A 13239-nucleotide genomic window follows, 5' to 3' on the forward strand; every position below is an offset into this window, starting at 1 on the left:
CTCATAAGTATTTATTTGTGGAAAACCACGTTCTTACTATAACGAATCACTCCGGATTTTTCAATCCCTTTTCTGTCTTTTCTCCCTCGTTTGCGTCTTCCAGTACAATTTCCGACGCAAGAGTGTCGATATCGGAATACCACACCCGAAATACCGCCTGCGCTGCATTCGCGTAAATATGGGGCAGTTTCGATTTCTCTTTTCCGGCGTCTTCCAGCACATTCAGGATTTCCCTCAGCACGTCCCTCGTCAAATACGAACCGCGCCAGTGAAACGTCAGGACTTTTCCTTTTTTTACCGCCTGCTGCGCGCGCTTTTTGACCTCCTCCATTTTCGTAAAGGAAAGCTTCTTTTCCTTATAATAAAAATGTCCATTGTCCGTGCACACCGGCGCCGGCGCGATCAGCGGCTCATGGTCGCGGAACATCGCCTTATCGTCGAGGTTAAAATAATCGTAACGGCACTCGGCATCCTCCCGCGCCCCTCTGGTCAGACTATTGTCAAATGTCGCATCCAGATGATAATACTGCCCGCCAATGCGCACGATATTCCAGGTGTGGCGGTATTTGATGCCTTTTTCCGGATTGTTGCCGCAAATCGCAATCATACACCATAGCCCGAGCGCGTCGCAGAGCACCTTGACCGCCTTTGCAATTCCCTCGCAGACGCCTACGCCCTGCCCCAGCGGTCCGATGATTTCATGAGAATACGGCTTCTTTAACTTGTCATATCGTACATTTTCACATATAAAATCGTGTACATATTTTTCTTTTTCCCACTCCGAAAGTCCCTGCGCCTGCCGTGCAAGCTTTTCCACCCGCGATGTCAGCGCTATCTGATGCTCTTTGATTTTTCCTTTTTCAAACAGATATTCCGGCACGAAAATCAGGTTCGGGGAGTCTGGGTAATATTTCCATGAAAACCCGACCACCCAGAATATTTCCGGGTGATCCAGCCGCATCTGGAAAAAAATGTCATACAGCTCTTTTCCATCCACACGCGGCAGCTGAATCTGATCCGCCAGCTGCCGGACGCCCTGCAGCATGCCGTGATACACTGCCTGCTTCTGCCTGTCCATTTTCTGATAATAAAATTCTTCCATCTTACAGTGTAATCTCCTGTTCCAGCCCGAACGAATAGATCAGCTTTTCCTTCACGCATTTTCCGGTCAGCCGCACAAGTGCTTCCTCATAATAGTCCAGCTGAACCCGGTAGCGCAAAATCAGCTCCTTCGGGTCTTTTACCAGATCGGTCTTATAATCTGCCAGCACGATGCCGTCCTCTTCCTCCAGATAAACATCGATAATTCCCTGGATCAGCACGGTTTCATCCTCCGGAAAGTCTGTATTTAAACGGTTTGCCGAAAGCCCCAGCACAAAGGGCTGCTCCCGGTGCAGTCTGTTGCTTCGGGCAGCCTTTGCCATGCGCGCTGCAAGAGGCGTCTGTAAAAATGCCCGGATCTTGTATACATTGATCGCAGCAGCATATTCCTCCGACAGCCTTCGGTCTGCTTTGCATTCTTCGATGACCGTACGGATTTTCGCCGCCGTCCAGGTTTCCTGCCGTTCAAAGGGGAAAATCTCCAGCAGTCTGTGGTACGCACTTCCCCGTGTCGTCCCGCTCACGGTTTCTTCCTGTTCCCTGACAAACTGCGGCAGATACGGCACGACCTCTTCCTCCGGGAACAGCGTAAGCCCTTCCGCAGCTTCCTCCTGCATGCCTTCTTTTTTCAGTTCGGAAACGGTTGTTTTGACAAAAAGTCCCGCCAGGTTTTCATGTGCATAGGGCTTCTGCAGGCGCTCGCACAGCGCAAGCTCTGCCGCCTCCGGCTCTTTTCCGGCTTCCTCAAAAAGCTTCTGCCTGCTGTTGTATCCCAAGGACGCACGCACAAGCTCTGCCTGCAGCAGTTCTTCCTGCGTACAGATCTGAAGCCGACGTCCGACGGACTGCCATGCCGGAAGCACCAGATCATAATAGGAAGACGCTTCCTGCAGCCGTAGCGCCGAATAGCCATACGCACCCTGTGCAGCATCCTCCCGGGGCAGCTTGTCTTCTTTACAGGTTCCGGTCAGAATCAGCTTTTCCTCCGCACGCGTCAGCGCAACATATAGAACTCTCAGTTCTTCTCCCATGCTGTCGGCATTTAATTTGCGCGCCAGCACATTTTTTTTCAGCGTCGTATGTCGGATCCGTGCTGTCGGATCCACCCAGTCGATCGCCAGTCCCAAATCCATATCCATCAGCACCGGAGCCGCGCTGTCCTGCCGGTTAAAGCGTTTCGACAGCCCCGACACAAAGCATACCGGAAATTCCAACCCCTTGCTCTTGTGAATGCTCATGATCCGCACGACATCCGCGTTTTCGTCCGACGCGCCCGTTTCGCCGTAATCAATGTCATATTTTTCCAGCTGTTCCATGTACCGGATAAAATGAAACAAACCGGAATAACTCGTCTTTTCAAAGCTTTCTGCCCGCGTCAGCAGCATTTCCACGTTGATTCTGCGCTGCACACCTCCCGGCAGCGCGCTGACCGTATACAGATAGCCCGTTTCCTCCAAAAACTGCTCCATCAGCTTGTGAATCGGCAGATAGACCGCGTACTCGCGGTAGCGGTTTAAAAAGGAAAGAAAGCTGCAGCATTTTTCGCGAAGGGAGGCATCAGCACCATTGCTTCCGCTGCCATATCCTACGCTGCCTTCAACACTTTCTCCTTCTCCTGCCGCCAGCTTCACGCAATCGTATAGGCAGCGTTTTCCCGTCTCATCCAGTGCGCGCAGCGTTGCCAGCTGCGCATCGCCAAATCCAAACAGCACCGATTTGAGTACGCCGAACAGTGGGATTTCCTGCAGCGGATTGTTCAGCACACGCAGGAAATTCAAAACCGTCTGCACCTCCGTTGCCGCAAAATACCCCGTCTTGGACGTCACAAAGACCGGAATGGCGTTTTCTTCCAGTATCTTTTTAAACGTCTCGTCCCAGCCGGATGTCGTCCGCAGTAAAATCACGATATCCTGATACCGCGCCGGGCGCAGCTGTCCGCTTTCGCTGTCCCGCACCGGGAGCTTTCCAACGATTTCGCGGATTTTTCCGGCGATCATTTTCGCTTCCAGCTCCTTCGGGTCTTCGCCCTTTTCGCCGGATATTGCAGCAATGCAAAGCTCCGGCTCGTAAGGGGAGCGGGCGGTCGAGGCTTCGCAATCTGCCCCCTCCGGTGCATCACTGCCCTGCTTTTCTTCGCCGCTAAGCGCTGCGCCCTTCTCCCGCGCGTCCGCTGCTTCGCCATCTGCCTCCGGGAACTGCGCCGCCGGGTACAGCGCCGCATCCGCGTCGTATTCCACTCCGCCAAGCTCTCGGTGCATCAGCTGTAAAAACAGGTCGTTGACGCAGTCCGTCACCTCATGGCGGCTTCGAAAGTTCTGCTTTAAGTCCACACGGACGCAGCTTCCGTCTTCTTTTTGATAGGTCGCAAATTTTTCTAAAAACAACTCCGGCCGTGCAAGACGGAATTTGTAAATGCTCTGCTTGACGTCACCTACCATAAACCGGTTAAATCGCCCGTCGTCCTCGCCGGAAATGCTCTGTAAGAGAAATTCCTGAACGAGGTTGCTGTCCTGATACTCGTCGATCAGAATCTCTACGAACTGTTCCCGGTATTCCAGCGCCGTATCCGACGGCACCATCTGTCCGTTTTCCTCTTCCTTTAACAGAATCTGCAGTGCCAGATGCTCCATGTCCTCAAAGTCCAGCAGGTTCTTTTCCCGCTTTTTTTCCGTCAGTCTTTCTCCGAACAAAAGCGCCAGATCCACCAGCTCGCACAGCGCTGCGTCCGCCTGTCTGCATTCTGCAAGCCACTGCTTCGGACCGGATGCGAAATATTTTTCGGAAAGCGTCCCCAAAAGGCTTTTCACACGCTCCCGCATCGCCTTGACCAGCTCCCGCTTTTCTGCCGACACGCTGTCATCCTTTTTTGCTGCCATGCGGGCGTAGGAAATGCCCTGCACCCGCGCTGCAAGGGCTTCGAAAACATCTTTCGCAACGGACGAGTCCATTTCTGCAGATGCCACAGACTGCTCTGGTTCTGATGCTGTCTGCACCACGCTCGCCAGCTCCTGTTCCAGCCCTGCGATCAGCTCCTGATCCTGTTCCAGCGCTACAGCGTAAAAATACGGCCCATCCGGCTCCTCGCACACCTTCAGCGCAGCTTTTTCCTGCTCTTTGCATTCCTGCAGCAGGGCTGAAATTTCCTGCATCATGCCTGCAAACCACTCTGTTTTTACAAGCTCCTCAAACGTCTCCATATGATAATCCATGCGGTGCTGCCGCAGCCATTTCTCCGGAAAAGGATAGCTTCCTGAAAAGGTATATAACCGTTCGATCAGCTCTTCCAGCCGTTTTTCCCGACCATCGTAGGCAAAATATTCCACGCAGTCGGTAAATTCCTGGCGTCCCAGCGCAAACTGCTCTTCCAGGAGCTCTGACAAAACCTCCTGCTTCAACAGGCGTATTTCGCCCTCGTCCGCCGTCCGAAAATCCGGGTCGAGACCGATATCGTTGAAATGATTTTTGATCAGATATAAACAAAAGCTGTGGATGGTCATGATCTTCGCATTGTGGATCAGCATCAGCTGCTTTTTTATATGCTCGTTGTCCGGCTCTGCCTCTACGCGGTCGGACAATGCCTTCGTAATTCGCTCCCGCATCTGTGCTGCCGCCGCATTCGTAAACGTTACGATCAGTAACCGGTCAATATCCACTGCCCGCGCCGAATCGCATCCTGAACCGGAGACCAGCTCTACAATCCGCTCGACCAGCACCGCCGTTTTGCCGGAGCCTGCCGCCGCCGACACCAAAATATTACAGTTTCTCAGATCAATGACCCGCTGCTGATCCTCCGTGAACTTCATTCCCATCGGCGACCTCCTTTCTGATAAGCTCCATCGCTTCGTCTTCTTTCAGGTTTTCCAGCTCGCGCATTACAAACCCGTCGATCTTTTTGTCAAATCCGCACACTTTCTGGTACGCGCAGTATTCGCAGGCGTTTCTGTTGCCCTGCTCATACGGGTCCAATGCGATTTTTCCATCCAAAATCTGTCGTCCCGCCTGCCGGATTTTCTGCTCCACAAATGCCGATACCGCCTGAAAATCCGTCTCTTCCAAAACACTCGAACGCGCCGAAAAGCTGCCGTCCTTTTTCCGTTCCAGCGGCACCACATCCGAACGCCCTAAAAAGCCCTGATCCAGCCCCTCGACAACGTCCTCCCTGGCATTCACAATGCCGGTTGTCCGCAGGGCGCGCAGCACCTGCGCATTGACCTCCTCCGCCGAAGGCTCGCCCTCCGGCATCTCAATCATCGGATCCTGCACCCGGTAATACAGCATCGCCGCCGGGACTATTTTCTTCTCCGGATGCTTTTTTCCGGCAATTTCCATCGCAGCATTCATGTATACAACAAGCTGCAGCTGCAGCCCGTAATACAGCGCTGCCAGCGAAAACTCCCTGCTGCCGGACTTATAATCCACGACCTTGACATAAACATGCTCCCGGTCTTCTTTCATATCCACACGGTCGATCCTGCCGCGCAGCCGCATTTTTTCCTGCTCAGAAAGCGCGATATTGACCGCATCCAACTCCTCCAGCACCGAAAACGAAACCTCGAACTTCTCCGGCACAAAGCTGCCTTTTTTGAGCTGATACTGCATGGCGCTTACCGTCCGTTTTAAAATCCGCTTGATCCGCTGCACGATATAGGCGTTTCTCGCGCTGTCAAACAGCACCGTGTGATGATACGTCACAGCATACGCATCCACCGCCTCGTCCACCAGCCGCTCGCCCTCTTCCTCAGTAAAATCAAACCAGTTTTTGCCGATCTCCTTTAGTTTTTCCGCAAAAATTTCCAGCACGCCGTGGTAGAGATTTCCCATGTCCACCGCTTCAAACGCGAACTCTTCCTGCTCCTTTAACTTCATGCCATAGCGCAGAAAATGGGCATAAGCGCACGCTGCAAACTGCTCCAGACGGCTGACACTTCCGGAAATCGTCTGCCCGTAAAGCGCTGCTGCCACCGCTTTTCCAAGGGACGGCTCCTGATAGGAAAAAAATGCCGTATCCGTCAGCTGTCCGCTCCACAGCCGGTACACATCCTGCCGCTGGTAAACCCGGTACAGCGTCAGAAACTCACGCTCCGCTGCCTCATCCAACAGCCCATCCGCATAGCTTCTAAGTCCATTCGCAAGATATTCCCGTCCATCCGAAAAAGACTGCACCTGTAAAAGCATGGGCTCCAGCTCCGGCTTTTCTGTCGGAATCGTCGGAAACAGCCGCTGCACCTGCCCCACCAGAAAGCTCTTTCGCAGCGCCCTTCCTTCCAGATTCATCCGCGCCCAGGAAAGCACCAAAAGCTCGGATGGCTTTGTCATATTCAAATACAAATAAAACCGCTGAATGTACATCTGCTGCCGCGGCGACGGCGCAAGCTCCTGCCCGGAGCCGGTTAAAAATTCCCGGTCGAGGTCGGAAATAATCCCTCCGTTTCCCGCGTTGCCCGGAATATTGCCGTCATTTACGCCTGCAAAAAAAAGCGCCTTCACCTGTTTTAAACGCGTCCGCTCCATATCCCCCGCCACCACGCGGTCCACATTCTGGGGAATCGTGCCAACCTGCAGCTCTTCAAATCCGGCTTCCAGAAGCTTTGCAAATTCCTCTGCCGTCGTCTCCTCTTCCCCGACCAGACTCACGATCTGATCGAGCAAATCCATCACCAGCCGGTAAATCTGCGCATACTCCCGCTCCCGCACCGGATCGCCCGCCTCTGCAAAGCGCTGCTCGAAGCTTTTTAGCTTCTGCTGGATTTTACTCTGCGCGATAAACTCATACAACCCCTGTGCGTACTCCTTCGTCGTTTTGTATTTTCCATACAACGGCGCAAGCCCCAAAACCAGCCGCTCCCGCAGCGCATTCAGCTGCGCCAGCTCAGCCTTTGCGTCCAGCATATTTTCCGTCGGATACACAAACAGCGTCTCCCATTTTTTCCGTCCACGGATACCCAACGCCCGTACATAAACCTCCAGCCGATCCGTTTCCTCCGGCGCGAAATCCGCCAGACCACTGCGCAGATAGTGGAAAACAGATTCATAGCTATAGTTCTTTACCCGTACCTGCAGTGCGCTTTTTATATACTCAATAAACGGATTCAGGGTGACGCCCCGTGTCTGATCCAGATAGACCGGAATGCCGAATGCCGCAAACTCCTGCTCGATGCAGCTTGCATATGAGGTGTAATCCCCGCAGATGACCGCGATATCCCGATAACAGTAATTCTGCTGCGTCACGAGCCGCCGGATTGCGATACAGATCTGACGCACCTCCTCCCGCAGTGTGGAGGCTTCCAGAAGACGAAGCTGCACGCGCGGCAGGCCAATCGCAGCGCTCTGCGCCGCGGACCGTTCCTGCCCGCCAGTCTCTGCACATTCCTGCGCCGCCATTCCAGCCGAAGCGCTTTGCGTGCTCACTTCTGCAGGCGCAGGCTTCCACACGCACACCGGATAGCGGAACAGGTATTTTTCCAGATGCTGCAGCATTCCTTTTTCCGAAAATCGCGGCGAACATTTCGGTGCAATTTCAACGACGTCCGCGATGGGAATTTCTACATCCCGTGCAAGCTTTGCAAGCGTCTGTATCGTCTTTTTGCTCATGGAAAAAAGCTCCTGCTCCCGGATTTCCTCCCATGGATTTTCCCCACTTCCGAGGGTAACTGTGACGATCACTTCTTTTGCCTGCTTCATCAGCTCTGCGATGACCCGGTTCTGTACCGGCGTAAAGCCCGTAAACCCGTCGAATACAATCACGCTGTCCTTCAACAGCTTCGACTGCGGCACATACGACGCCAGCACCTCCAGCGATTCCTCCGTCGTCAGATATTTTTCCCGGATGAACTGCTGAAAGCCCTCGTAAATTGTCCGCAGATCTTTTAATTTATAGTATAATTGTCCTCGTTTTTTTGAAAATTCTGTCAGCTGATCCAGCTCCTGCAGACCGATTCCGTACTGCATAAACTCCGAAATCGCAGACTTCACCTCATGGATATATCCCGTCTGTCCAAGCCTGCCGCCCAACACCGGAAGCTCCATCCTCTGTCCCGCCGCCACACGCCGGATAATCAGGCTTTTTCCCGTATCGTCCAGCATCGGAAGCCGATTTGCGCCCATTTCCTCAAAAATGCGGTGCGTCAGACGTCCGAAGCTCAGGACGTCGATATTCATAATCCCTTTCCGGTCATGCAGACTGACCAGATCCTTCTGTGTCTGCATCGTAAACTGGTCGGGCACAAGGATAAAAAAACGCCCCTCCGGTTCTCTTTCGGAACGGGCGATAATCTGCTGATCGATATAGGTACTTTTTCCGGAGCCGGACGCACCGGTGATAAACTGCAGAGACATCGTTTTTTCCTCTCATCGTTAGACTGGGATTGTTGGCTTCGCTCTCAAATAGTTACGGTTCACACGCGTCATTCACAAAATCTGCCCCTGGAAAAGCACGAGTGAACTACAACCAAGTATACCATACTTTCCGGCGGTTTGGAAATTGGCGTTGCATATCTTTTCTAAAAAGGCTATGATAACGTTACGGTTCACTTTATGAGCAACAATGAGCTGCGAAGCAGCGGAGAGCGTCGAGGACGCGATTCATGGGATTTTTGCAGACGCTGTAATAAAAAAGATGATGCAATTGCGCTCACTTTATGTTATGATAATAAGGATTGAATGATTGGCTTATCCTGCCAATTCAGCGGAGGAATGTATATATGTTATTAGATGGTAAAACAATTCTGATCACAGGTGGTACCGGCTCTTTCGGCAAATGCTTTACCCGTTATGTCATGGAGCACTCCAACCCCAAAAAGGTGATCATTTATTCCAGAGACGAATTTAAACAGTGGATGATGGAAAATGAATTCAAGGAATATGCAGACAAGCTTCGCTTCTTCATCGGCGACGTCAGAGATCAGGAGCGTCTGCGCCGCGCATTTGAAGGTGTTGATTATGTCATCCATGCAGCAGCCTTAAAGCAGGTTCCCGCCTGTGAATATAACCCGAACGAAGCGATCAAGACCAACATTCACGGCGCGATGAACATCATCGAGGCAGCCCTGGACACCAATGTAAAAAAGGTCGTTGCGCTTTCCACCGACAAAGCGGTAAACCCGGTCAACCTTTACGGCGGCACAAAGCTCGTCAGCGACAAGCTGTTTATCGCAGCAAACGCCTATGTCGGCAATAAGGACATCAACTTCTCGATCGTTCGCTACGGCAACGTTGCAGGAAGCCGCGGTTCGATTATCCCGTTTTTCCGCAAGCTCATCGCAGACGGGCAGACAGAGCTTCCGATCACCGACCTGCGCATGACCCGTTTCTGGATCAGCCTGGAGCAGGGTGTGCAACTGGTGATCAAAGCCCTCGAAGAAGCAAAAGGCGGCGAAACCTTTATCAGCAAAATCCCTTCCTTTAAAATTACCGACCTCGCAGAAGCGATGCTTCCCGGCTGCGGAATCAAGGAAATCGGTATCCGCCCCGGCGAAAAGCTGCATGAAATCATGGTAACAACTGAGGATTCTTTTACGACCTACGAATACGAAAAGCACTTCATCGTATATCCCCAGATGACTTGGAACAACAAGCAGCAGCCTGACATGAGCGGTCACAAGGTAGCCGAAGGCTTCTCCTACAGCTCCGACAATAATACGGAATGGCTGTCCGTAGAACAGATCCGCGAGCTGTTAAAGACTGTTAAGACTGTATAAAACAATAGAATGCACGCTCTGCGAGCATTCTATTGTCATGAATAAAAAAACCGCTCCCGCACCCGGAATTTATCGTCCGGAGGTGCAGGAGCGATTTTTTTATTCTCTATTTAAATACCCTGCCGATCAGGCAATCGCATTTTGATTCATCTTTGCAAGTTTTGCTGCCTGGATCGCATGCTGATCAGGCAATCACGTTCTGATTCATCTTTGCAAGTTTTGCTGCCTGATCAGCTGCAGTCAGGTTATCGATCAGCTCCTGGATGTCGCCGTCCATGATCGCATCAATTTTGTACAGTGTCAGCTTGATTCTGTGATCCGTCACACGTCCCTGAGGGAAGTTGTAGGTACGGATTTTCTCAGAACGGTCGCCGGTTCCTACCTGACTGCGGCGCAGCTCAGCTTCCTCGTCGTGGCGCTTCTGCTGTTCCAAATCATACAGCTTTGCACGCAGCACCTTCAACGCCTTGTCTTTATTTTTCAGCTGGCTCTTTTCATCCTGGCAGGAAATCACGATTCCGGTCGGAATGTGGGTCAGACGTACCGCAGAGTCCGTCGTGTTGACGCACTGACCGCCGTTTCCGGATGCACGGAATACATCAAATTTACAGTCGTTCATATCGATCTGCACGTCGAAATCCTCTACCTCCGGCATAATCGCAACCGTGATCGTCGAGGTGTGGATTCTGCCGCCGCTCTCCGTCTCCGGAACACGCTGCACGCGATGCACACCGCTCTCGTATTTGAGCCTCGAATACGCACCCTGACCGGAAATCATGAAGCTGACATATTTCATGCCGCCGATGCCGATTTCTTCCACGTCCATCGTCTCCACCCGCCAACGCTGACGCTCTGCATAGCGTACATACATCCGATAAATTTCCGCTGCAAACAGCGCCGCCTCGTCGCCGCCCGCACCCGCACGGATTTCCACGATAACGTTTTTCTCATCGTTGGGGTCCTTGGGAAGCAGCAGGATTTTCAGCTCCTCCTCCAGCTCCGAAACGCGGGTCTTTGCGCTGTTTAACTCCTCTTTTAACATTTCGCGCATATCCGGATCATTTTCCTCGTCCAGCATCATCAGGCTGTCTTCGATATCCTGATTGCACTTCTTATATTCCCGATACGCCTCGACGATCGGAGTCAGATCACTCTGCTCCTTCATCAGGGCACGGAAGCGTTCCTGATTGGCTGTGACATCAGGCTCATTTAATTCGCCCATAATCTCTTCAAACCGAATCAGCAAATCCTCCAGTTTATCAAACATCTGATTTTCTCCATTCTATCTGTCAAAACGGTTACAGTTCCCCGTGTCATTCATAGCTTCGTGTTCACAGATTCTCATGCAAGCATGGAAGCTGTGAACGCGAAGCCACGAGTGAACTGTAACTTACCACAACGTTCCAAATACGACTCTGTCCAGTCCGGCAAAATCCTGCACGCACTCCACTTCCCGGTAGCCTGCCTGCTCCATCAGCCGCTGCACAGCTTCTCCCTGATCGTAACCGATCTCGAAAAACAACTGCCCGCCGCCGCAGAGATGCTCCTTTGCGCCCTGTATGATTTTCCGGTAAAAATCCAGTCCGTCTGCACCGCCATCCAGCGCCTGCATCGGCTCATGCTCCCGCACCTCTTCCATCAGCGTCGGAATCACATCGGAGCAGATATAAGGCGGATTGGATACAATAATCTCAAACTTTCCCTCGACCGGCGCAAACAGATCGCCCTGCACAAACAACGCACCGCTTTCCCCCAGCTGCTCTGCATTTTTTCGCGCCACTTCCAACGCTTCCTCCGACAGGTCGGCGCCGACGCCGCTGCAATCGTTGGAATAGTGTAAAAGGCTCAGTAAAATACAGCCGGAACCCGTACAAAGATCCAGAATCCGAAATCCGTCATGAAGGTTTTTCATCACTTCTTCCACCAGAACTTCCGTATCCTGACGAGGAATCAATACATGTTCATTGACTGAAAAAGTCAGTCCCATAAACTCCTGCTCTCCAGTCAGCTGCTGCAGCGGGATATGCTCTGCGCGTTTTGCAAGCAACTGCTCATACGCCTGCTGCTCTGTCTCTGCAACCTCGCGGTCGCCGTGCACCAGCAGATCGTTACGGCTCGTATGGCAGACATATTCCAGCAACAGCCGCGCATCGAGATCGGCTTCCGGGATGCCTGCTGCCGCCAGCTTTTCTTTTCCAAGAGCATAAAGGCTACGGTACTCCATCACTGCTCCCTACTTTCTTCCGCAGCTGCTTTACCTGCCTCCATACCGTCAGCCGCTTCTGCGTCCTCTGTTTCCTGCGCTTTTGCCGCCGCATCCTGCTTTTCCCAGTCCTCCACGTCGTATCCGAACGTCTCTTTCAGATACGCCTTCCAGTCAAATACCGCTTCCACAGAGGCGATCGCAACCTCGATCATCGAATCGTCCGGCTCCTTGGTTGTCAGCCTCTGCAGCCACATGCCAGGCGCAGAAATGATCCGAACGAGGAAATTGTCGCTGCGTCCAGCCAGACGAATCAGCTCATAGGAAATTCCGGCGATCACAGGAATCAAAAGAATCCGCAATCCAAGTCTCAACAGCGGGTTCTGTACCCGGATAAACAAAAACAGCACGATGCTCACCAGCATGACAAACAACAAAAAGCTCGTTCCGCAGCGCTTGTGCAGTCTGGAGCTTTTGCGGACATTTTTCACCGTCAGCTCTCTGCCGCGCTCGATGCAGTTGATACATTTATGCTCCGCGCCGTGATACATATATACGCGCCGGATATCCTTCATCGCAGAAATTCCTGCTACATATGCAACGAAAATCACGATACGCAGCACGCCTTCCACAATCGCCAGCAGCGACTCATTCAGCACATAGTGGGAAAACAGCATGCTCAGAAAATACGGTAGCACGATAAAAATTGCAACTGCCATCAGAATCGACAGCGCAACCGTTCCGCCGACTGCAATACTTTCTGCCGCGCCGGATTTTTTCTCTTTCGTATCCGTCGCATCCGCTTTCTCATCCACGTTTTCTGTGACTGCATCCGAAACCATTTCCTTCTGCTCCGGCTTTTTGGCCTTTTTCTTCTGGTCGGCTATATTCTTCTCCGGCTCGTCTTCTTCAAAAAACTGCGCCGACCAGGTCAGTGTGCTCATGCCAAGCACCAGCGAGTCTATAAAATTAAATACACCGCGTAAAAAAGGAATCTTCGTGATCTTCTTATCGCCCCAGATTCCTTTATAATCTTCTTTTTTCAGCTCAATTTCGCCATCCGGTCTGCGCACTGCAACCGCATAGCTGTCCTTATTTTTCATCATGACACCTTCCAGAACCGCCTGTCCGCCGATTCCGCAATAGCATCTTTTTTTTCTCTTTTTTCCCATAATTGTAGTCCTTATTAAAAAGAATTCTGCACGTTAAAAAGGAATAGAATGCTCGCAAAGCGCGCAT

7 protein-coding genes are annotated in these 13239 nt (G+C 52.1%); 1 reads left to right on the plus strand and 6 read right to left on the minus strand.

Going from position 1 to position 13239, the window contains the following annotated elements; genetic code table 11:
- Window positions 1-46: 46 nt before the first annotated feature.
- The 3 genes from ACLTOQ_RS00905 to ACLTOQ_RS00915 are packed head-to-tail and all read right to left on the minus strand — an operon-like array spanning window position 47 to window position 8436.
- Window positions 47-1102 (minus strand): transglutaminase domain-containing protein, encoded by a 1056-nt coding sequence (locus ACLTOQ_RS00905; RefSeq protein WP_412318429.1) that lies wholly within the window; start codon window positions 1100-1102, stop codon window positions 47-49.
- Window position 1103: 1 nt separating this feature from the next.
- Window positions 1104-4910 (minus strand): helicase-exonuclease AddAB subunit AddA, encoded by a 3807-nt coding sequence (gene addA / locus ACLTOQ_RS00910; protein WP_412318430.1) that lies wholly within the window; start codon window positions 4908-4910, stop codon window positions 1104-1106.
- On the minus strand, window positions 4870-8436 hold the full coding sequence (locus ACLTOQ_RS00915; protein WP_412318431.1) for a PD-(D/E)XK nuclease family protein: 3567 nt from the start codon (window positions 8434-8436) through the stop codon (window positions 4870-4872). The genes addA and ACLTOQ_RS00915 overlap by 41 nt, the downstream gene beginning before the upstream one ends.
- A 365-nt stretch (window positions 8437-8801) precedes the next feature.
- Here ACLTOQ_RS00915 and pseB point away from each other — a divergent pair, with 365 nt between their 5' ends.
- The gene (gene pseB, locus ACLTOQ_RS00920) at window positions 8802-9797 is read left to right on the plus strand and encodes a UDP-N-acetylglucosamine 4,6-dehydratase (inverting) (RefSeq protein ID WP_021915876.1); all 996 of its coding nucleotides are present in this window, start codon (window positions 8802-8804) and stop codon (window positions 9795-9797) included.
- 184 nt (window positions 9798-9981) lie between these two features.
- On the opposite strand, the gene prfA is transcribed toward pseB, so the two are convergent.
- The 3 genes from prfA to ACLTOQ_RS00935 form a co-directional block, all read right to left on the minus strand.
- Window positions 9982-11064 (minus strand): peptide chain release factor 1, encoded by a 1083-nt coding sequence (prfA, locus tag ACLTOQ_RS00925; RefSeq protein WP_021915875.1) that lies wholly within the window; start codon window positions 11062-11064, stop codon window positions 9982-9984.
- Window positions 11065-11187: 123 nt separating this feature from the next.
- The gene (gene prmC / locus ACLTOQ_RS00930; RefSeq protein WP_412318432.1) at window positions 11188-12021 is read right to left on the minus strand and encodes a peptide chain release factor N(5)-glutamine methyltransferase; all 834 of its coding nucleotides are present in this window, start codon (window positions 12019-12021) and stop codon (window positions 11188-11190) included.
- Window positions 12021-13172, minus strand: coding sequence for a DUF1385 domain-containing protein (locus ACLTOQ_RS00935; RefSeq protein WP_412318433.1), 1152 nt, complete (start codon window positions 13170-13172; stop codon window positions 12021-12023). The genes prmC and ACLTOQ_RS00935 overlap by 1 nt, the downstream gene beginning before the upstream one ends.
- Between the last annotated feature and the right edge of the window lie 67 nt (window positions 13173-13239).

The organism is Gallintestinimicrobium sp. (assembly GCF_046968865.1).
GTDB lineage: Bacteria > Bacillota > Clostridia > Lachnospirales > Lachnospiraceae > Gallintestinimicrobium > Gallintestinimicrobium propionicum.

Bases quoted from the DNA above. Each gene is read 5' to 3' on its own strand.
- ACLTOQ_RS00905 (WP_412318429.1), bottom strand. From the start codon at position 1,102: ATGGAAGAATTTTATTATCAGAAAATGGACAGGCAGAAGCAGGCAGTG.
- addA (WP_412318430.1), bottom strand. From the start codon at position 4,910: ATGGGAATGAAGTTCACGGAGGATCAGCAGCGGGTCATTGATCTGAGA.
- ACLTOQ_RS00915 (WP_412318431.1), bottom strand. From the start codon at position 8,436: ATGTCTCTGCAGTTTATCACCGGTGCGTCCGGCTCCGGAAAAAGTACC.
- pseB (WP_021915876.1), top strand. From the start codon at position 8,802: ATGTTATTAGATGGTAAAACAATTCTGATCACAGGTGGTACCGGCTCT.
- prfA (WP_021915875.1), bottom strand. From the start codon at position 11,064: ATGTTTGATAAACTGGAGGATTTGCTGATTCGGTTTGAAGAGATTATG.
- prmC (WP_412318432.1), bottom strand. From the start codon at position 12,021: ATGGAGTACCGTAGCCTTTATGCTCTTGGAAAAGAAAAGCTGGCGGCA.
- ACLTOQ_RS00935 (WP_412318433.1), bottom strand. From the start codon at position 13,172: ATGGGAAAAAAGAGAAAAAAAAGATGCTATTGCGGAATCGGCGGACAG.